The organism is Hydrogenophaga sp. FG152, from assembly GCF_057809615.1.
Genome location: NZ_JBMDKH010000001.1, coordinates 376645 through 396829, shown reverse-complemented (window position 1 = coordinate 396829; position 20185 = coordinate 376645). Strand labels below are relative to the sequence as shown.

The 20185-nt window shown below is 69.8% G+C and carries 19 protein-coding genes; 9 read left to right on the top strand and 10 right to left on the bottom strand.

The features are described from left to right. Positions 1 to 109: 109 nt before the first annotated feature. Positions 110 to 805, top strand: a complete 696-nt coding sequence (locus ACODTB_RS01930) for a Bax inhibitor-1 family protein (RefSeq protein ID WP_291116320.1) — start codon at positions 110 to 112, stop codon at positions 803 to 805. Positions 806 to 946: 141 nt separating this feature from the next. Further along, complete coding sequence (locus ACODTB_RS01925) at positions 947 to 1285, top strand: hypothetical protein (protein WP_291116317.1); 339 nt, start codon at positions 947 to 949, stop codon at positions 1283 to 1285. A 1-nt stretch (position 1286) separates the two neighbouring features. On the opposite strand, the gene rlmD is transcribed toward ACODTB_RS01925, so the two are convergent. The 5 genes from rlmD to surE form a co-directional block, all read right to left on the bottom strand. Then, positions 1287 to 2783 carry a 23S rRNA (uracil(1939)-C(5))-methyltransferase RlmD gene (gene rlmD / locus ACODTB_RS01920; protein ID WP_291116314.1) on the bottom strand — a complete coding sequence of 499 codons (1497 nt, stop codon included), beginning with the start codon at positions 2781 to 2783 and terminating at the stop codon, positions 1287 to 1289. A 12-nt stretch (positions 2784 to 2795) separates the two neighbouring features. Continuing rightward, a complete protein-coding gene (locus tag ACODTB_RS01915; RefSeq protein WP_291116311.1) occupies positions 2796 to 3581 on the bottom strand; it encodes a 3'-5' exonuclease in 786 nt (261 codons plus the stop codon). Between the two features lie 13 nt (positions 3582 to 3594). Then, on the bottom strand, positions 3595 to 4413 hold the full coding sequence (locus tag ACODTB_RS01910; RefSeq protein WP_291116308.1) for a peptidoglycan DD-metalloendopeptidase family protein: 819 nt from the start codon (positions 4411 to 4413) through the stop codon (positions 3595 to 3597). 167 nt (positions 4414 to 4580) lie between these two features. Next, on the bottom strand, positions 4581 to 5366 hold the full coding sequence (locus ACODTB_RS01905; protein WP_488929085.1) for a protein-L-isoaspartate(D-aspartate) O-methyltransferase: 786 nt from the start codon (positions 5364 to 5366) through the stop codon (positions 4581 to 4583). Positions 5367 to 5449: 83 nt separating this feature from the next. Next, complete coding sequence (surE, locus tag ACODTB_RS01900; RefSeq protein ID WP_291116305.1) at positions 5450 to 6229, bottom strand: 5'/3'-nucleotidase SurE; 780 nt, start codon at positions 6227 to 6229, stop codon at positions 5450 to 5452. 125 nt (positions 6230 to 6354) lie between these two features. On the opposite strand from surE, the gene ACODTB_RS01895 reads away from it, so the two are divergent. Further along, complete coding sequence (locus ACODTB_RS01895; protein WP_291116302.1) at positions 6355 to 7341, top strand: NADPH:quinone oxidoreductase family protein; 987 nt, start codon at positions 6355 to 6357, stop codon at positions 7339 to 7341. Positions 7342 to 7365: 24 nt separating this feature from the next. Here ACODTB_RS01895 and ACODTB_RS01890 read toward each other — a convergent pair whose 3' ends face one another. The 5 genes from ACODTB_RS01890 to ACODTB_RS01870 all read right to left on the bottom strand — a co-directional run bounded on the left by ACODTB_RS01890 (position 7366) and on the right by ACODTB_RS01870 (position 12923). After that, positions 7366 to 9180 (bottom strand): methyl-accepting chemotaxis protein, encoded by a 1815-nt coding sequence (locus ACODTB_RS01890; protein WP_291116299.1) that lies wholly within the window; start codon positions 9178 to 9180, stop codon positions 7366 to 7368. 121 nt (positions 9181 to 9301) lie between these two features. Further along, complete coding sequence (locus ACODTB_RS01885) at positions 9302 to 9898, bottom strand: PqiC family protein (RefSeq protein WP_488929071.1); 597 nt, start codon at positions 9896 to 9898, stop codon at positions 9302 to 9304. Positions 9899 to 9909: 11 nt separating this feature from the next. After that, on the bottom strand, positions 9910 to 10947 hold the full coding sequence (locus ACODTB_RS01880) for an MlaD family protein (RefSeq protein WP_291116295.1): 1038 nt from the start codon (positions 10945 to 10947) through the stop codon (positions 9910 to 9912). After that, positions 10944 to 11759, bottom strand: a complete 816-nt coding sequence (locus tag ACODTB_RS01875; protein ID WP_291116292.1) for an ABC transporter ATP-binding protein — start codon at positions 11757 to 11759, stop codon at positions 10944 to 10946. The genes ACODTB_RS01880 and ACODTB_RS01875 overlap by 4 nt, the downstream gene beginning before the upstream one ends. After that, positions 11760 to 12923: an MlaE family ABC transporter permease gene (locus tag ACODTB_RS01870; protein WP_291116289.1), complete on the bottom strand. Its 1164-nt coding sequence runs from the start codon at positions 12921 to 12923 to the stop codon at positions 11760 to 11762. Between the two features lie 203 nt (positions 12924 to 13126). Between ACODTB_RS01870 and ACODTB_RS01865 the strand changes: the two genes are divergently transcribed. The 6 genes from ACODTB_RS01865 to ACODTB_RS01840 all read left to right on the top strand — a co-directional run bounded on the left by ACODTB_RS01865 (position 13127) and on the right by ACODTB_RS01840 (position 20124). Next, positions 13127 to 15166 carry an AsmA family protein gene (locus ACODTB_RS01865; RefSeq protein ID WP_291116286.1) on the top strand — a complete coding sequence of 680 codons (2040 nt, stop codon included), beginning with the start codon at positions 13127 to 13129 and terminating at the stop codon, positions 15164 to 15166. 26 nt (positions 15167 to 15192) lie between these two features. Next, a complete protein-coding gene (locus ACODTB_RS01860) occupies positions 15193 to 15948 on the top strand; it encodes a tyrosine-protein phosphatase (protein ID WP_291116283.1) in 756 nt (251 codons plus the stop codon). 98 nt (positions 15949 to 16046) lie between these two features. Next, entirely contained in the window at positions 16047 to 16892 is an 846-nt protein-coding gene (locus tag ACODTB_RS01855; RefSeq protein WP_291116280.1) for a plasmid replication/partition related protein, read from the top strand. 22 nt (positions 16893 to 16914) lie between these two features. Continuing rightward, positions 16915 to 17892, top strand: a complete 978-nt coding sequence (locus ACODTB_RS01850) for an AraC family transcriptional regulator (protein WP_291116277.1) — start codon at positions 16915 to 16917, stop codon at positions 17890 to 17892. A gap of 58 nt (positions 17893 to 17950) precedes the next feature. Then, complete coding sequence (locus ACODTB_RS01845) at positions 17951 to 19102, top strand: FAD-dependent oxidoreductase (RefSeq protein WP_291116274.1); 1152 nt, start codon at positions 17951 to 17953, stop codon at positions 19100 to 19102. A gap of 11 nt (positions 19103 to 19113) precedes the next feature. Then, complete coding sequence (locus tag ACODTB_RS01840) at positions 19114 to 20124, top strand: ABC transporter substrate-binding protein (RefSeq protein ID WP_488929070.1); 1011 nt, start codon at positions 19114 to 19116, stop codon at positions 20122 to 20124. Positions 20125 to 20185: the final 61 nt, after the last annotated feature.

Sequence of the window (20185 nt, the reverse complement as noted above, 5' to 3'; positions counted from 1 at the left end):
CGGGTGCTCACGGCGAACCAGCCTCCTACAATGCAATTTCGCCGGTTGCGCGTCATTCCGACGCGCAGCGACCGGCCCACGTCGTCAGATGATGAAGGAGATCACCACCATGACCGACCAAGCACAGACCAGCGGCCGCTTCGGCACCGCCGTCTCTTCCGATGCACTGCGCAACAAAGTCATGCGCAACACCTACTGGCTGCTGGCCCTGTCCATGCTGCCGACCGTGCTGGGCGCCTGGATCGGCGTGCAGACCGGCATCACCGCCGCGCTCACGGGCGGCCTGGGCCTGATCGTCTTCCTGGGCGGCGCCTTCGCCTTCATGTTCGCGATCGAGAAGACCAAGAACTCCGCCGCCGGCGTGCCCGTGCTGCTGGCTTTCACCTTCTTCATGGGCCTGATGCTTTCGCGCCTGCTGGCTTCGGTGCTGGGCTTTTCCAACGGCTCCAGCCTGATCATGACCGCCTTTGGCGGCACGGCCGGCGTGTTCTTCATCATGGCCAACCTCTCTGCCGTGATCAAGCGCGACCTCTCCGGCCTGGGCAAGTGGCTCTTCGTGGGCGCCCTGGCCATCATGATCGGGGCGATCATCAACGTGTTCGTGGGCAGCCCGGCCGGCATGGCCGTGATCGCCACCCTGGCGATCGTGGTGTTCAGCCTGTACCTGCTCTACGACCTCAAGCGCATCGTGGACGGCGGCGAGACCAACTACATCACCGCCACCCTGGGCCTGTACCTGAGCCTGTTCAACATCTTCCAGAGCCTGCTGATGCTGCTGGGCATGTTCGGCGGCGACCGCGAGTAAGCCCCGGCTCTCGCCCCAAGAAAAAGGACCTTCGGGTCCTTTTTCTTGACCTGCCGCGCGGGTGGCGTGACTTTTTTGCTGCCAGAGGCGTCAAGTTCGGGGCCGAGGCGCCGAAACAAGGCTGAAACCCACTGAACAGCCATGCGACACACCGCCCTCACCCTCTGCCTCCTGGCCGCCGTCAGCCTGCTGACCGGCTGCGAAGCCCTGGGCATCGAGACCGCCACGCAGGTCGCGGCCAAGAAGGAGGCCGAGGGCAAGGCCATCGGCAGCGCGTGCCGGCATGCGGTGCGCAGCATCGAAAGCTGCTTCAGCAACTACCCGCGCGCCGGCAAGGCCGCCGTGTTCGCCGGCTGGCGGGAGATGGACCAGTACATGCGCGAGAACTCGGTGGTGGGCATGCCCTCCGAACCCGAGTCCGGCGCCGCGCCCGCGGCGGCCGACGGCGCCAAGCACGGCGCCGAATCGCAGAAGTCCTGACTCAGCCCTCGTCGGCCACCGCTGGCGCCGCATCGGCGCCCGGCACCTTCGACGGGTCCAGCTCGAACACCGCCATGCTCTCGACGTGCGCCGTGTGGGCAAACATGTTGACCACCCCGGCCGCCACGCAGCGATAGCCCGCCTGGTGCACCAGCAGCCCCGCGTCGCGCGCGAGCGTGGCCGGGTTGCAGCTCACGTAGACGATGCGCTGCGGCGGCGTCCAGCCACCGCGCAGGGCCGGGTTCTGGTGCAGGTCGGCCATGGCCTTGGCCAGGGCGAACGCGCCCTCGCGCGGTGGGTCCACCAGCCACTTCTGTGCCACGCCATCGGCCACCAGTTGCTCGGGCGTCATCTCGAACAGGTTGCGCGCCGCGAAGGTGGTGGGCGCAAGCGGGCGGTCCCGGCCGGCCTGGTTGCCCGCCAAGTTCTCGCGGGAGCGCGCCACCAGGGCCTCGCTGCCTTCGATGCCCAGCACCTCGCCCGCCGTCGTGGCGATCGGCAGCGTGAAGTTGCCCAGACCGCAGAACCAGTCGATCACACGCTCATCGGCCCGGGCGTCGAGCAGGCGCAGGGCGCGCACCACCAGCACACGGTTGATGTACGGGTTGACCTGGGTGAAGTCGGTCGGCTTGAACGGCATGGTGATGCCGAACTCGGGCAGGGAATACGACAGCACCGCCCCACCCTCGTCGAGCAGCTTGACCGTGTCCGGCCCTTTGGCCTGCAGCCACCATTGCACGCCATGCTGGAGGCCGAAGGCCCGCAGGCGCGCGCGGTCGTCCTCGCTCAGCGGCTCCAGGTGGCGCAGCACGAGCGCCGTCACGTCGTCGCCGCTGGCCAGCTCGATCTGCGGGCATGTGTCGCGCGCGTCCATGCCGAAGATGAGTTCGCGCAAGGGCATGAGCATGTTGCTCACGTGCGCGGGCAGCACCGGGCAGACCTTCATGTCGGCCACATAGCGGCTCTTGCGCTCGTGAAAGCCGATCAGCACCTCGCCCTTCTTGTGCACGTGGCGCACCGAAAGGCGCGCGCGGTGGCGGTAGCCCCAGGCCGGGCCTTCGATGGGCCGCATCATGGTCTCGGCCTTGACTTTGCCCAGGTGCCACAGGTTGTCTTCCAGCACGCGTTGCTTGACGGCCACCTGGGCGGCCTCGTGAAGGTGCTGCATCTTGCAGCCGCCGCAAGCGCCGGCGTGCAGGCCGAAGTGCGGGCAGCCGGGCCGCACGCGCTGCGAGGATTCGCGATGGATCGCCGTCACCGTGCCGGCCTCCCAGTTGTTCTTCTTGCGGTGCACGTTCACGCTGACCTGTTCGAAGGGCAGCGCACCTTCGATGAACACCACCTTGCCGTCGGGCCGGCGGGCGATGCCCTGGGCGTCGATGTCGAGGGATTCGATCGCGAGCCAGCCCTCAGGCAGGGTGCTGGCCGGTGTTTCGTGGGCCGCCTCGGTGCTGGCGGTGGTGAGAAGGCTGTTTTCGTGGAGGGAGGACGCTGTCATCCCCCGATTGTCTCAGGCCCAGGCCCGCAGGTACTCGTCCCAGTGCGGCTCGGCCGGCGCCAGGTTGCCCAGCGTCTCCTTGACCATGGCGATTTCCTGCCCGTATTCGGCCTCGGTCAACCCGCCGCGCATCTTCTGGAAACGGCAGTACACCAGGTAGGTGTTCATCACGTCGGTCTCGCAATAGCGGCGAATCTCTTCGGTCTGCCCCGCCAGGTACTGCGCGTACACCTGCGAGCCGTCCATGCCCAGCTTGCCCGGAAAGCCGCAGAGCTTGGCCATGGCATCCAGTGGCGCGTTGTTCTTGGGCGAGTACATGGCCAGCAGGTCCATCAGGTCCAGGTGCCGCATGTGGTACCGGCTGATGTAGTTGTTCCACTTGAACTCGCGGTCGTCCTCGCCCAGGTCCCAGTACTTGCTGGCCTCCACGCCATGGCGCAGGCCGCGGTAATGCAGCACCGGCAGGTCGAAGCCGCCCCCGTTCCAGCTCACCAGCTGGGGCGTGTGCTTCTCGATGGAATGGAAGAAGGCCTGCACCACCTTGCCTTCGCTCTGCCCATCGCGGTCCACGAAGGAATGGATGCGCAGGCCCTCAGCGTTGCGGAAGACGCAGCTGATGACGAGCACGCGCTGCAGGTGCAGCGGCACGAAGTCGCTCTGGCCCTTTTCCTTGCGCTCGGCCAGCCAGGCGGCGTGGACCTGCTCGTCGGTCAACTCGGGCGCCGCGCCGCGCAGGGCGCGCAGCCCGGCCACGTCGGGAATGGACTCGATGTCGAAGACGAGAACCGGCCAGGCCATGCCGCGCCGGGGTTCAGCGCTTGGGCAGGTGGCCCATCGGGTCGACCGGCTTGCCCAGGCGGCGCACCTCGAAGTGCAGCTTCACGCGATCGGTGTCGCTGCTGCCCATCTCGGCGATCTTCTGGCCCTGGCGCACAGCCTGGTCCTCACGCACCAGCAGCGCCTGGTTGTGGGCGTAGGCGGTGAGGTAGGTGTTGTTGTGCTTGAGGATGATCAGGTTGCCATAGCCGCGCAGGCCGGCACCGGCGTAGACCACACGGCCATCGGCCGCCGCGACCACCGGGTCGCCGATCTTGCCGGCGATCGACACGCCCTTGTTGTTGGCCTCGTCGAACGGCGTGATGACGGTGCCCTGGGCCGGCCAGATGAAGCTGATCTCGTCGGCACCGCCCGCGGCCGGGGCGGGTGCCGGGGCCGGCGGGGTGGTGGGCGAGGTGGAGGCCGCGGGGGGCGCGGTTTCCGACAGCGGCCGCGAGGCCACGCCCGAACTGGTCACCGGGCTCGTGGTGGGGCCTGTCGGTGCCGTGGCGGTGGCGCCCGGCGGCTGCACGCGCAGCACCTGGCCCACTTCGAGCGCATTCGGGTTGGTCAGGTTGTTCCAGGCCTGGATGTCGCGCCAGTTCTGGCCGTTGTCCAGCGCGATGCGGAACAGGGTATCGCCCGCCTTGACGGTGTAGTAGCCCGGCTTGCCGGCGTTCTCGGCGCCCGGCATGGGCACCACTTCGGCCGGGCGCGGGGCGGCGGAACCGCCTCGGTCTTCCACCGGCGCCGGGCGGTCCAGGCGGGTGGAGGAACAACCGGCGGCGACCATCAGCGCCGCCAGCATGGACATGACCGCGACGCCTCGCCATGCAGGACGACCCGACTCCTGGGGACGCCCCGAGCATTGGAAAACACGCTTGTTCATGAAAACTCCCACGAATTGCAAGGAACCCTGGCCGCCTGCGCGGTCAGGGCCCTGAAAAAGACACGTTGCACCGCCCGGGAGGCGGTGCAACATCATGCGACACCCGATTTTAGAGGCACAAAGAGCACGGCCTCCAGCTCGGTGCGGACGATGCCGGTGGCGGTTTTGTCCACCACCACCAGGTTCTGCCGACCGGCCGCCGTGACCGCGGGCGCCACCAGCCGGCCACCCACGGCCAACTGGTCGATCCAAGCCTGCGGAATGTCGTTGCCACCCGCCGCCGCGATGATGGCCGCATAGGGTGCCCCTTTGGGGTAGCCCAGCATGCCATCGCCAAACAGCAGGTGCAGGTTGGAGAGGCGGAACCAGCGAAGGTTCTCGCGCGATTTTTCGTGCAGCCCCTTGAGCCGCTCGATGCTGTAGACCTCGCGCGCCAGGTGGCTGAGCAAAGCGGCCTGGTAACCGCAGCCGGTGCCGATCTCCAGCACCCGGCCCATCTTCTCGCTGCGGCCCTGGCAAAGCAGCTCCAGCATGCGCGCCACCACGCCGGGCTTGGAAATCGTCTGCCCCAGGCCGATGGGCAGGCTGGTGTCTTCATAGGCCTGGTTGACCAGCGCCGAATCGACGAAGCGGTGGCGTTCCACCGCCTGCAAAGCCGCCAGCACGCCCGTGTGCGTGACGCCCTGCCCCTGGATCTTGCGCACCATGGCGGCGCGCACCGCCTGCGATTCCATGCCCACGCCCGTGGGCGCCACCGGATGCGCCGGTACCCGGGGCGCGGCCTTGGGCTGCGGCAGGGCCGGCGGTGCCACGGCGCGCGCCGCCGGCCGGGGCTGCAACTGATTGCGCAGCACCGGTGCGGGCGCGGCGGCGGGCAGGCGCGCCGGAAAACCCGGCCTGGGCTTCGCGCCCGCCGCAGGGGCGGAAGATGGTGACGGCGGACCCCCCGGCAGACCGCGCTTCACGAGCCGGCTCCGCCCGTGGACAGGCTCGCGGCCGTGGGCGCCCAGTAGGCAAGGCGGTCGTGGTCGGTCAGGTCCACCTGCAGGGGCGTGATGGTCGCGTAACCCTGCAGCGAGGCGTGGAAATCCGTGCCTTCGGCGTCGTCCTTGGCCTTGCCCGCGCTGCCGATCCAGTACATGGTGTCGCCGCGCGGGTTGGTCTGCGAAATCACCTGCTCGGCAGCGTGCCGGCGGCCCAGGCGCGCCACCTTGAAGCCGCGCAGCTCGGCCAGCGGCCGGTTGGGGATGTTGACGTTGAGCAGCCAGGGCTCGGCGGGCGGGCCGTTTTCCAGCGAGGGCAGCAGTTGCGAGACCAGGCGCGCGGCCATCTGGCCCGCGTCTTCCAGGTGGCCCCAGCCCTTTTCGGTCTGTGAAAAGGCGATGGCGGGCACGCCGAACAGGTAGCCCTCCATGGCCGCGCCCACCGTGCCGGAGTAGATCGTGTCGTCGCCCATGTTGGCGCCGTTGTTGATGCCGGAGACCACCAGATCGGGCCGGTAGCCCAGCAGGCCGGTGAGCGCGATGTGCACGCAGTCGGCCGGCGTGCCGTTCACATAGCGAAAACCGTTGTAGGCCGTGTGCACGTACAGCGGCGAATGCAGCGAGAGCGCGTTGGACTTGGCGCTGTTGTTGTGTTCCGGGGCCACCACCTCCACCTCGGCCAGCCCCTTGAGGGCTTCGTAGAGCGCCACGATGCCGGGCGCCTGGTAACCGTCGTCGTTGGAGATGAGTATTTTCATTGCCGCGATTTTAGGTGGATCGCCCCGGTCACGCCCGGGACATGCAAGGGGCTTACCCGCTGCGGAAGACGGTCCCCGCTGCCTATCATGGAACGGTTTCATGACCATTTGAACGAGGACACACCATGCATGCCTGGCTCTGCGAAAACCCCGTGGGCGTCGACGCCCTGACCTGGAAGGAACTGCCCACGCCAGCGCCCAAGGCGGGCGAGGTGCTGATCGAGATCCAGGCCGCGAGCCTGAATTTCCCCGACCTGCTCATCGTGCAGAACAAGTACCAGATGAAGCCCGCCCTGCCCTTCGTGCCAGGTTCGGAATACGCCGGCGTGGTGCGGGCGGTGGGCGAGGGTGTGAAGCACCTGCAGGTGGGACAAAGCGTGGCCTGCCTGAGCGGCACGGGCGGCTTCGGCACGCACACCATCGCGCCGGCCGCGCTGTGCATGCCGCTGCCGCCCGGGTTTCCGGCGGTGGACGCGGCCGCGTTCATCATGATCTACGCCACCTCGTGGCACGCGCTGATGGACCGGGGCGCGCTCAAGGCCGGCGAGACCGTGCTGGTGCTGGGCGCGGCCGGCGGCGTGGGCACGGCGGCGATCCAGATCGCCAAGGCCGCGGGTGCGCGCGTGATCGCGGCTGCCTCCAGCGACGAGAAGTGCGAGCTGTGCAAGCAGCTGGGGGCCGACGCCACCATCAACTACAGCGTGCACACCCCCAAGGAGGGCCTGCGCGATGCGATCAAGCAGCTCACCGACGGCAAGGGCCCGGACGTGATCTACGACCCGGTGGGTGGTGACTTCGCCGAGCCCGCGTTCCGCTCGATCGCCTGGCGCGGCCGCTACCTGGTGGTGGGCTTTGCCAGCGGCCCGATCCCGGCCCTGCCGCTGAACCTCACCCTGCTCAAGGGCGCGAGCCTGGTGGGCGTGTTCTGGGGCGATTTCGCGCGCCGCGAACCCAAGGCCAACGCCGAGATGATGCAGGCGTTGGCGGGGATGTATGCCAGGGGCCAGGTCAAGCCGGTGATCGACCAGACCCTGCCCATGAGCGAGCTGCACAAGGCCTACGCGATCATGGGATCGCGTTCGGTCAAGGGCAAGCTGGTGATGGTGAACTGAAGAAGGCCGCGAAGCCTTCTTCGTTCAGAACGATTCCCAGTCGTCCGCACCACCCGCCGTCGCGGGCACGGGAGCGGCCACCGGCGCGGGCCTGGGGCTCTTCGCCACCGCGACCGGTGCCGCAGCGGGCTTCACCGCCGGTGCCTTGGCCACGGCCTTCACGGGAGCAGGCGCCGCTTTCGGCGCGGCAGGTGCCGTTGCAGTTGCAGCCACCGGCTTGGCGACCACGGCCGTGGGGCGCTTGTGCAGGTCGTTGGCATTCAGTTGAGCGATCGAGCTGGCCGCATCGGCCCCGTCCACGCGGAAGATGCGCACCACCTCGGACAGGCGCAGCGCCTGGTCGTTCATGCTCGATGCGGCGGCCGCGCTTTCCTCGACCAGCGCCGCGTTCTGCTGCGTCATCTGGTCCAGGTTGGAGACGGAGGCGTTGATCTGGTTGACGCCTTCGGCCTGCTCGCTCGACGACGAGGCGATCTCGCCGATGATGTCGCGCACGCGCACCACGTTCTCCACGATCTCGCCCATGGTCTGGCCGGCCTGGCCCACCAGTTCGGTGCCGGCGGTCACCTTGTCCACGCTGGCGCCGATCAGCACCTTGATTTCCTTGGCCGCCTGCGCACTGCGCTGCGCAAGGTTGCGCACCTCTCCGGCCACCACGGCGAAGCCCCGGCCCTGTTCGCCCGCCCGCGCGGCTTCCACCGCCGCGTTCAGCGCCAGGATGTTGGTCTGGAACGCGATCCCATCGATCACGCCGATGATGTCGCTGATCTTGCGCGAGGCCTGGTTGATCTCCTCCATGGTGGACACCACTTCGTTGACCACCTGGCCGCCCTTCTGGGCGCTCTGGCCGGCCACGTCGGCCAGCTGGTTGGCCACGCGCGCCGAGTCGGCCGACTGCCGGATCGCGCCCGACATCTGCTCGATGCTGGCGGCGGTCTGCTGCAGGTTCGCGGCGGTCTGCTCGGTGCGGGCCGAGAGGTCGTTGTTGCCCGAGGCGATCTCGCGCGCGGCCACAGTGATGTTGTCGGTGCCGCGCTTCACGTCGGCCACCACGTGCACCAGGCGATCGCGCATGTCGGAGAGAGCTTTGGTCATCGCGCCGAACTCGTCGCGGCGGTCGTTGCGGATGCGCGCGGTCAGGTCACCGCCGGCGACGCGCTCGGCAAACGCCACCGCCTCGCGCAGCGGCGTGCGGATGTTGCGGATGAGGAGAAATGCGCCGACGATGATGCCCACGATCAGCAGGCCGATCTGCGCGCTCGCCATGGTCATGTTGCTGGCGCGTGCGGCGGCGAACTTTGCCTGCGCCTCGGCCTGCATGCTCACCTGCATCTGCGCGAACTCCCGCAGCGCCGCCACGTAAGGGGGCACGGCCGCGTTGAAGCGGGACGTGATTTCGGCCACGGCACCGGCGGTGTCACCGTTCTTCTTCATCTCGTTGGCCTTGGCCAGCGAACCCAGCACAGCCTGGCGCAGCCCGGCGATCTTCTCGAGCTGGGCCTTCTCGGCGTCGTTCATGGGCATCGCGTCCAGCCGCTTCTGCAGCGCGGAAATCGAGGCCACGCCCACGGGAATGACGTCTTTGTAAAGCTGGTCGATGGAGGGGTCGGTGCTCAGGATCGAAGCCTGCACGCGCGTCACGTTGGTTTCGGTCAGGCCAGCCCATTCCGTGGCGATCACGGTCTTGTCGGACATCCGGCCGAGCACTTCATCGGCTTCCCTGGTCAAGGCACTGGAGCGGGTGCCGGTGAAGGACAACATCGCGCCCAGGGCGAGCACGATGGCAAGAACGCCGGCCCAGAGTTTGGCGTTCACGGTCATGTTGCGAAAGAGGTTCATGTGGGGAGGTTCAGGCAAAAGGATCGGATCACCTCCGGCCTATCGACAGGAACCGCCGGCACTGAAATCCAGCCGACGAACGCGCAGCCCTTCTCGGGATCGCCCCTCCCGAGGCCCCCGCTCAGCCGCCCGCGATGCGCTGCGCCAGGCGCCAGACGGCCAGGCGGTGGCCGGCCGCCAGGGCGTCGGGCGAGCCGTCGGCCAGCGGCACCTCGATGTCGGCCTGGCCCAGCGTGGGCGGCGTGGTGCCGCCGCGCAGGTCGGTCAGCCACCAGCGGGCCTGCAGGCGCAGGGTGCGCCGGCCGCTGTCGGCCATCAGCGAATCGATCTCGACGCGCAGCTGCCGCGTCACGTTCGCCCCCGAGGGCGCGGGCGCGCGCCAGACCAGGCCCTCGCCCCGCAGCAGCGCCAGGTCGGCCACCAGGCGGCGCGGCACGCTCTCGCGCAGCGGCTCGGCCCAGCGGTGCCCGGGCAGCGGCAGCAGGGACGACGCGCCGCTGGAGACCATCAGCACGTCCCGGTCCAGCGAGCCGGGCAGGCGCACCAGGCCGGAGACCTCCCACACCGCGCCATCGCCCGGCCGGGGCGCCGGCCGGGGTTCCGGGGGCTCCGCGCGCAATTCGTACCAGCGCGTGGGCGGCGCATCGGTGCCGGCGCAGCCGGCGGCGAACACCACGGGCGCCAGGCCCAGGGCGGCGAGCAGGCCGCGTCGGTTCATGGCTGGGCGGTTCATTCGTTGACCTTTCTGCCCCGCAGGAGCGCATCGGGTTGTTGTTCCAGGGCCTCGGCCAGGTCGCGCAACGCGCGGGCGGCGCGCGAGAGGTCGTCCAGCGCGCGGTCGGCCCCCACCATCAGCTGCGAATCGCCCGCGGTGGCCTCGCGCAGCGCGCCTGCGGTGCGGCTCACCTCGTTGGCCGCGCGCTGCAGGTTCTGCACCAGGGGCGCGTCGGGCGCCAGCAGGTCGGACACGCGCTCGGACGTGCGGCCAAAACCAACGGCGCTGTCGTTCACCGATTTGGCCGCCTTCTCCATGCCGTCCATCGCGGTGCGGGTGGACACGAGCGAGCGCTGCAACTCGTTGGCCAGCGGGTCCAGGCGCTTGTCGAGCCGCTCGGACACGCGCTTGAAGGTCGCGGTGATCTCGGCCAGGTCGCTCAGGGCCTGGTTGAGCTGCGGCCCCGAGATCACGGCGCGGGCCGAAGCGGCGATCGCCGCCAAGTCGTCGGTGATCTTGCGCAGGTCGATGCCTTCGAGCTGATCGCGGAAGGTCTGGATCGCCGTGGGCGCGGTCGGAATTTCGGTCAGGCCGCGCCGCGTGCCGTGCGTGCTGGCCACGCGCTTGGGGCGCAGGTCCAGGTCCACATAGAGCAGGCCGGTGAGCAGGCTCTGCATCGAGAGCTGCGCGCTCATGCCCCGCTCCACCAGCGCGGGCAGCGCCAGTTCGGAATCGGAAGCCGCATCGCCGTGCTTGCCATCGAGCCCGCGCAGGGCATCGCTGTCGAGCGAGGCCACCACCGGGATGGAGAAGGCGTCGGTCTCGCTGTTGTAGGAGACCTCGATCGACTCCACGCTGCCCACGCGCACGCCACGGAACACCACGGGGGCGCCGACCTGCAGGCCGTAGACGGAGCCGCTGAAGTACATCACGGTGCGCTCCTTGCGCGTGAAGTAGCTGCTGCCGGCCAGCGTGATGATGGCCACCGCGATCAGCGCGAGGCCGGCCACCACGAAGGTGCCGATGAGGGTGGGGTTGGCCTTGCGCTTCATGATGGGGTTTCCTCTCTGACAGGGGCGGCGGCACCGCGGCGCAGGAAGCGCTGGACTTCCTCCGGGCCGTCCTGCCGCAATGCCTTGGGCGGGCCGAGCGCCGTCATGGTCTTGCTTTGCGCGTCCAGGAACAGCAGGCGGTCGGCCAGTGCGAAGATGCTCTCGAGTTCGTGGCTGACCATCACCACCGTGGTGCCCAGGTCGTCGCGCAGGTGCATGATGAGTTCGTCCAGGTGGGCGGAGGTCAGCGGGTCCAGGCCGGCGGAGGGCTCGTCCAGGAACAGCAGTTGCGGATTCAGCGCCAATGCGCGCGCGATGGCGGCGCGCTTGCGCATGCCGCCGCTCAGCGTGGCGGGCTCGGCCTCGAAACTGCCCGCCAGCCCCACGAGCGCGAGCTTGAAGCGCGCCTCCTGCTCGCGGCGTTCGGGCTCCATGTCGGTCAGCACCTGCATGGGCAGCATCACGTTCTCGCCCACGGTCATGCTGCTCCACAGCGCGCCGGCCTGGAACATCACGCCGAAGGAACGCAGCAGCGCGGCCTTCTCCTTGTCGTCGGCGGCGTACAGGTCTTGCGTGCCATAAAGCACCCGGCCCTTGGCGGGCACCTGCAAGCCGATGAGGTGGCGCAGCAGCGTGCTCTTGCCGCAACCGCTGCCGCCGGCCAGGGCCAACACCTCGCCGGGCAGAATCTCGAAATTCAGGTCGCGCTGGATCACGTTGCTGCCGAACGCCATGGTCAGGTTCTCCACGCGCACCAGCGGTTCCGCACCGGGCTCGGGCGGGGCGGGTTGGGCGTGCAGGTGTTCGTCCATCTAGAAGTCCAGGCGTTGAAACACCACGGTGAGCGCGGAAGCGACCACCACGATCCACACGATGGCCTGCACCACCGAGGCCGTCGTCGCGTCGCCCACGGCCTGCGCACTGCGCCCCGCCGCCATGCCCTGCAGGCAACCCGCGAGCGCCACCAGCACCGAGTAGGTGGTGCCCTTGATCAGCCCCACCACCACGTGCGGCAGCGTGATGGCCTGGGCGCTGGCGTACACATATTCCAGCGGTGTGACGCCATAGATGCCCACCGCCACCAGCCAGCCCACGGCCATGCCCACCAGCGCGCCGAAGGCGGTGAGCATGGGCCCGACGATGAGCAGCGCCAGCACGCGCGGCAGCACCAGGAAGTCCACCGGGTTCACGCCCATGGTGGCCAGCGCGTCCACTTCTTCGTTGGCGCGCATGCTGCCGATCTGCGCCGCGAAGGCCGCGCCCACGCGACCCGCCAGCACGATGCCCACCAACAGGGCCGCCACCTCGCGCACCACGCCCACCGTCACGAGGTCGGCGATGTAGTTCTGCGCACCGAAGCGCTGCAGCTGGGCCGCGCCCATGTAGGCCACGATGAGACCGACCAGGAAGCACACCAGCGCCACGATGGGCAGGCTGCGCGGCCCCGTCTGTTCGATCTGCCAGGCAAGGTCGGAGGCGCGCATGTCGCTGCGCCCGCGCAGCCAGCGGCCCAGGGACAGCAGCACCTCGCCGAAGAAGGTCAGCGTCTTGCGGCGCAGGGCCCACCAGGCGGTGACGCGCGCGCCCAGGCGGGCCACGCGGCCGCGTGTGGCGGCCGGGGCCGCTGCGGCGGGGGGCGGGGTGTCCAGCGCGAGCGCTAGGATCTGCTGGAGACCTTCGGGCAGGGCCTGCAGGTCGACATCCGCACCACGGCGCGCGAAGGGTTCGATCTGATGCCACAGCGCGGAGGCCAGGGACGCGTCCCACGAGCGCAGGCCGTCCGCGTGGGCACGCACGGCGCCCACGACCTCGGTGGCCGGAAGCTCGGGGAGAGGGGCGCTGTGTCCGCGCCAGGCGCCGCTGAGTTCCAACACCCAGTCGTCGCCTTGTGAGAGCCAGCGTGCATCCGGGGCATGCGTCTCGTCATTCACCTCCATCGTGTCCGACACGGCATCTCCGCTCGGGGCATCGCGCATGGAAGAACCCATTCAGATTCGGAATCTGGATTCTATCGACCGACCTGCGGGCTGGCCGCCGCCGCCCTGTAGGACAAGGCCGCGTCATCGGGCCGAAACCGAACGATCCGGCCCGCGCTGCGTTCCAATGAAGCGTGGACGCTCAGACCAACCCTCCCCCTTCGAAGAGGCGACGCCCTCGAACCCTCTGGATCGCCGGTGGCGTGCTCGCCGTGCTCGTTCTGGGCGTGGCATGGGGCGAATACAGCGGCTGGCCGGTGCTGCGCCAACCCTTCGAGAACGCCGCCACGCGCGGCGTCGGCGTGCCGGTGCAGATGCAGGGCCAGGTGCGCACACACCTGCTGTGGCGCCCCCGGCTGGAGGTGGAGCACCTGCGCGTCGCCTCCGACGCGCGCTTCGGCGCTCCCCATCTGCTCGATGCGCGCCACATCACCCTGGTCTGGCACTGGGGCGACCTCTGGCGCTGGCAGCGCGGCGATCGCCTGCTGCTGCAGCGGCTGCAGGCGGATCAGCTCGACGCGCATCTGATGCGCATCGAGGGCGGGGACGCCAACTGGCAGCTGGGCAACCAGGACGACAAGCCTCGCGCCGAAGAGAACAGCGACCCGCTGGGTGGCCTGCCGCGCTTCGGTTCGCTCGTGATCGGCCAGGGCCAGGTGGCCTGGAAGGATGCGGTGCAGGACGTCGATCTGGCCATCGGCGTGAAAGGCAGCGAAGGCGAGGCCGTGACCGGCGCCGCCTCGGGTTATGAGGCCACCTTCAAGGGCCGCTACCGCACCATGCCCATGGACCTGCAGGTGCGCGCGGGCAGCACCCTGCCCTTGCTGCAGGACCCCGATGCCGCGCCCGACGCGCAGTGGGTGCCGGTGCGCGTGGCGGGCACGGTGGCCTCGGCCAGGCTGCTGTTCGACGGCCAGGCCGCCGCCCTGCTGGGCACACCCCGGCTCGATGGCGCGCTGTCGTTCCAGGGCCGCTCCCTGGCCGAAGTGGGCCGCCCGCTGGGCATCACCCTGCCGCAGACCCCGCCCTTCGACCTGCGCGGCCGGCTCTCGCAAGCCGACGGCGTGTGGCGCCTGCAGGCCTCGCGCGCCACCATCGGCAGCAGCAGCCTCGCGGGCGACCTGCGCTTTCACCAGCTCACCAGCCCGCGCCAACTCACGGGCGAACTCACCGGCCCCAAGCTCGCGTTCGCCGACCTGGGGCCGGCCATCGGTGGCGAAGGCGGCACCGCCAAGGCGCCACCGCAGCAGGAAGCCCAGGGCCGCGTGCTGCCGCAGCGCCGCTTCGACCTGCCCTCGCTGAAAGCGATGGACGCCGACGTGAACGTGGCCATCGATGAAGTGGACTTCGGCACCGACGCCATGGCGCCCTTGAAAGGGCTCAAGACCCGCATCCATCTCGACGCGGGCGTGCTGCGCCTGGACGACCTGCAGGCCTCGGTGTCGGGCGGCCAGTTCAAGGGCATGACCCAGCTCGACGCCAATGCGCAACCCGCCAAATGGCAGGCGCGGCTGGACGTCGCTGGCGTGGACATCGCAGGCTGGATGCGCGGGATGCGCAAGGACACCGCGCCCCCCGCGCCCTCGGCCAACGCCACCAAGGCCCTGAAGAAGGAACGCGAACAGGCGCGCCAGGGCGGCGAACAGGCGGCGCGCTCCTACCTCACTGGCGTGCTCTCCGCCAGGCTGGACGTGCGCGGCGCGGGCAACTCCACGGCCGACATCCTGGGCTCGCTGAACGGCCCGGTCGATCTGACGCTGCGCGACGGCACCATCTCCCACCTGGCCACCGAGGCCATGGGCCTGGACCTGGCGCAGGCCCTGGGCGTGCTGATCCGGGGCGACCACCCGCTGCCGTTGAACTGCGCGCGTTTCGACCTCGTGGCGCGCAACGGTGTGTTCGAACCCCGGCTGGCGGTGATCGACAACCGCGACAGCACCGTGCGCATCGACGGCCAAGTCAACCTGCGCGACGAGTCGATGGCCCTGCGCCTGGTCGCCAAGCCCAAGGACTGGTCGCCGCTCTCGCTGCGCACGCCCATCACCGTGACCGGCACCCTGGGCAAGCCCGACGTGGGCATCGAGGGTCGGCGCCTGGCGGGCCGGCTGCTCGGGGCTCTCGCGCTGGGCGCGGCGGCGGGCCCGGCGGCCGCGGTGATCCCGCTGATCGAACAAGGCGACAAGACCGCGGGCGACCCATGTGTTTCAGTGGCGGCCGCACCCGCGCCGACCAAAAAACCCTGACATCGGCGGCGCGCGACAATGGCCGCATGTCGACCCCGCCCACGTCCACCTTTGCGCCCCGGCTGCTCCACAGCGCCTCCAATTTCCGCGACCTCGGCGGCCACGTCGGCCTGGACGGGCGGCGCGTGCGCCTGCGCCGCGTCTACCGCTCCGACCACCTCGCGGGCCTCACGCCCGAAGACCGCGCCACGCTGCAAGGCCTGGGCGTCACGCACCGCATCGACTTCCGTGGCGTGGCCGAAAGCGCCACCCTGCCCTCCGAGGTCGAGGGCCTGACCACGCTGGCCCTGTCGATCGAACCCACCGTGGTGCACCGCGTGCAGCAACTGCTCGCCGCGCAGCAGGTGCCCACCGAGGCCGAGACCGTGGCGCTGATGTGCCAGACCTACCGGGGCTTCGCGCGCGAAGGTGCGCCGGTGTACGCGCGCTTCTTCCGCCATCTGCTCGACCAGCCCACGCCGCTGGTGTTCCACTGCACCGCCGGCAAGGACCGCACCGGCTTCGCTGCCGCGCTGCTGCTCAGCGCATTGGGGGTCTCGCGCGACGACATCGTGCAGGACTACCTGCTCACCAACCACCTCTACGTGCGCAGCCCGCTGGTGGAAGCGCGCGGACCGGCGCATGTGATGGACGTGCTCTGGAGCGTGCAGCCGGCCTTTCTCGACGCGGCCTTCACCACCATCGAGCAGGAGTTCGGCGGCCTGCCCCGTTACCTGGAAAGCGCCATGGGTCTGAACGCGAAGGCGCTCGAGCGGCTGCGCGCCTCGCTGCTGGAGGCCTGAGCCCCCACCGCGTGGGCGGGCGTGGTCTGGCGATCCGCGCGCCGTTGCCCGCCATCTACAATTCGCGCCCCACCCTCTTCCCCCCCGATCCCGTCCCCATGCACCTCACCGTCAACCCGGAACTCAAAGCCTACATCGACCCCCTCACGCCCGACGAGCACGATGCGCTGGAGCGCAGCATCCTCGCCGAAGGCTGCCGCGATGCGCTGGTGCTGTGGGGCGACGTGCTGGTGGACGGCCACAACCGCTACGGCATCTGCCAGAAACACGGCCTGCCCTTCCAGACCGTGCAGAACCCGCGCTTCCAGACCCTGGAGGACGTGCACCTGTGGATGATCGACCAGCACCTGGGCCGGCGCAGCGTGTCGGACTTCCAGCGTGGCGTGCTGGCCTTGCGCAAGCGCGAGATCCTGGCCGAGCGGCGCACGCGCATCCTGGCGACCTCGCCCTCGCCGGAGGACCTGCCGCCCGATGAGGAAGCCCCCGCGCCCGTGGCCGCGCAAAACCCGGCCGTCGCCGCGCTCGAACCCCGGCCGCTGCACAGCCGCGAAGACATCGCCAAGGCCGCGCGCCTGAGCAGCAGCCAGGTGGTGATGATCGAGAAGATCCAGAAGCAGGCCGCGCCCGAACTCGTGGACGCGCTCAAGGCCGGGGCCGTGTCGCTCAACGCCGCCGCGGCCGTGGCCAGCCTGCCGCCGGAAGAACAGAAGGCCGCCGCCCTGGCCGGCAAGGACGAGCTCAAGCTCGCGGCCAAGCGCGTGCGCGAAGCCCGCCGCAAGCCGCCCGAGGCCGATGCGGACGCGGCCGGCGAAGCGGCCGACCCAGGCACCGATGAACTCACGGCCCTGCGCCAGAAGGTCGCGGCGCTGCAGGCGGAGAACACCGCGCTGCGCGAGCAGGTGGCCACGTTGCGGGCGCAACTGGAAGAGGCGCCGTCGGCCTGACGGCCCCGCCTCCCGGACCTTCATGGGCACCTCTTCCGGCGATCTGATCAGCCTGGTCCTGGGCACCCTGCGCACGGACCGCGCCGTGACGGCGCGCTTCTCGCTCACGGCACCGTGGGCGCTGCGCTCCGAAGGCGTGGAAGGCCTGCTGATGCGCGTGTGCACCGGCGAGCCCTACTGGATCCAGATGGACGGGCTGGACGCGGTGCACGTGCAGCCCGGCGACATCGTGATGCTGCCGCAGGGCGGCCCCCACGTCGCCGCCGCCGAGATCGGCCTGGACACCGTGCCGTTCCGCTCGCTGCTGCAGCGGCACATGCGCGGCGCGCACGGCGACCACCCCATCACCTTCGCCCACGGCGGTGGCGGCGCGGCCACCGAGCTCTTCTCGCTGCACCTGTGGATGCCGCAGCACCAGGGCGTCTCATTGCTCTCCTGGCTGCCTCCGCTGATCGTGCTGCGCGCGGCCGAGATCGCCACCACGCGCACCCTGGCGCTGGCCACCCAGGCCATGGTGGACGAGACCATCGAGCAGCGCCCCGGTTGGCAGCTGTCCACCGCGCGCATGGCCGACCTGCTGCTGGTGCACGTGCTGCGCGAGCACCTGCACCATGGCCCCGCCGGCGCCCAGGGCTGGCTCAACGGCGTGCGCGACAAGGCCATCGGCAAGGCCCTGGCGCAGATGCATGCCCACCCGGAACTGCCGTGGTCGGTGGAGAGCCTGGCCCGCGTGAGCCACCAGTCGCGCTCGGTGTTCAGCGAGCGCTTCGTGGAACTCATGGGCACCACCCCGCTGCGCTACCTCACCTCGGTGCGCATGGGCATCGCGCGCCAGCAGTTCCTCAAAGGGGCGGACGACGTCTGGCGCGTCGCGCAGGGCGTGGGTTACGGCTCGGAGAAGGCGTTTTCCCGCGCGTTCGAGCGCTGGGCCGGGCAGACGCCCAGCCAGTGCATCAAGTCGCGGACGATCGGTGCCCAGATCCGGCGCCCCGAAGGTTGAACACAGGCGGGGCCTGACCAAGAATCGACCGCGTCCGCGTTGGTCTTCTGGTTCCCCCATGAAAAAAGTTCTGATCGTTGGTGCCGGCATTGCCGGCTGTTCCGCCGCCCTGGCGCTCGCGCAGCGCGGCTGGCAGGTCGAGGTGGTTGAAAAGCAGCCGCAATGGCGCTTCCAGAGTTCGGGCATCTTCGTCTACAGCAACGGCCTGGACCACTTCCGCCAGATCGGCGCGATGCAGGATCTGGTCGAGGCGGGTTTTCCCATCGCCTCCGGCCGCAACGTCTACCTGGACCAGGACGGGCGGCACCTGGTGGACGTGGTCTACCCCAGCCTGGGCTCACCGCCCGCGCCCGCCATCCTGGGCATCAAGCGGGCCGAGATGCACCGCGTGCTGTCCGGCCGGCTCGACGCGCTGGGGGTGCCGGTGCGCCTGGGCACCACGGTGTTGTCCCTGCGGCAGGACGAGGGCGGCGCGCACGTGCGCTTCTCCGATGGCGGTGAGGCGTCCTTCGACCTCGTGGTGGGCGCCGACGGCATCCGCTCGGGCCTGCGCGCCCTGCTCTGGCCCGAGGTGCAGCCCACCTACTCGGGCTTCGGCGTCTGGCGCAGCGTGCACCGGCGCCCGCCCGCGCTGGTGGACAAGATCATGATGATGGGCCTGGGCAAGCGGCTGGGCATCATGCCGATTTCGCCGGAGCGCCTCTACATCTTCGGCACCGTGGCGCAGCCGAAGGACACCTGGTTCGAGCCCGCCCACTGGCCCGAGACCATGCGCGCGAGCTTCACCGAATTCGGCGGGCCGGTGCGCCCCTTCCTCGACGAGATCTCGCCCGACACCGAGGTGCTCTACACCGCGGTGGAAGAGGTGGTGATGCCCCTGCCCTGGCACCAGGGCCGCGTGGTGCTGATCGGCGACGCCGCCCACGCATCGACCCCCTTCATGGGACAAGGCGGCGCCCTCGCGGTGCAGGACGCCGTGGTGCTCGCCCGCCTGCTCGAAGGCGGCGCGCCGGTGCCGGCGGCCCTGGCCCGCTTCGGCGAGCGCCGCGCGCCCGTGTGCCGCTTCGTGCAGGAGGCTTCGCACCGCGTGGGCCGCGCCGGCGCCGAGCAGGACCCGGCGCGCCATGCCCAGGCTCTGCAGGCGCTGCCCGCCAGCGCCCAGGCCCACGTGGACGACTTCTACCGCCAGCTTCACACCCTCAGCCATTGAAAGGACTTCCCATGCCCCAAGTGTTCCGCCCTCTGGCCCGCACGAGCCGCCGCCGCCTGCTGGCACTGCTCATGGCCAGCGGCACCGCGTTCCCGCTGCTGGCCCACGCGCAAGCGCAAGAAGTCACCTACCTGCTGCCCGCGCCGGCCACGCTGCCCGCCTTCGGCCCCTGGATGCTGGCCCAGGCCAAGGGCTACTACGAGCAGGAAGGCCTCAAGGTCAACTTCGTCACCGCGCGCGGCGGCGTGGACGTGGCCAAGCAGATCGGCGCCGGCAACGCCGTCATCGGTGGCGCCATCGGCGACACCCCCATCATCGCCCGCGCCCAGGGCATCCCCGTCAAGGCCGTGGCTGTGCTCGGCGCCGGCTCCCTCACCCAGCTCGTGAGCCACAAGGACGAGAAGATCGAGAGCCCGCGCGAGCTCAAGGGCAAGACCGTCACCGTCCTGGCCTACACCGACACCACCTACTACGCCCTGGTGGGCATGCTCAGCAAGGTCAGCCTGACCAAGAACGACGTCAACATCCAGGCCGCCGGCCCGGGCGGTGTGTGGCAGCAGTTCGCGGCGAAACGCGCGTCCGCCATGGCCACGGTGCCCGACTGGACGGTGAGCGCGATGGAGGCCGGTGCGCAGGTCGACATCCTGCCGGCCGACATCTACTTCAAGAGCATGGCCCAGGCCATCCTCGCCTCCGACGAGACCATCGCCAAGAACCCGCAGCTGATCCAGAAGCTGGTGCGCGCCACGCTCAAGGGCATGAAGGACATCATGGCCGACCCCAAGGCCGCCACCACCGCCTACGTGGCGCACGTGCCGGTGCACAAGGGCAAGGAAGCCAGCATCCAGAAGGCCTTCGAGATGTTCAACCAGTACGTCTACGCCGCTCAGAAGGTGCCCGGCACGATGGACGAGGCCCGCCTGGCCGAGCTGCAGAAGTTCTACGTCACCAATGGCGTGGTGCCGCGCGAGACCCCGGTGAAAGAGCTCTACACCAACCAGTTCGTGCCCAGCGGCCGCTAGGCCCGGTCAGCCGGTGCAGCCCGCCAGGCGCGGCCTGGCATGGCGGGCGCCCGGCCCCCGA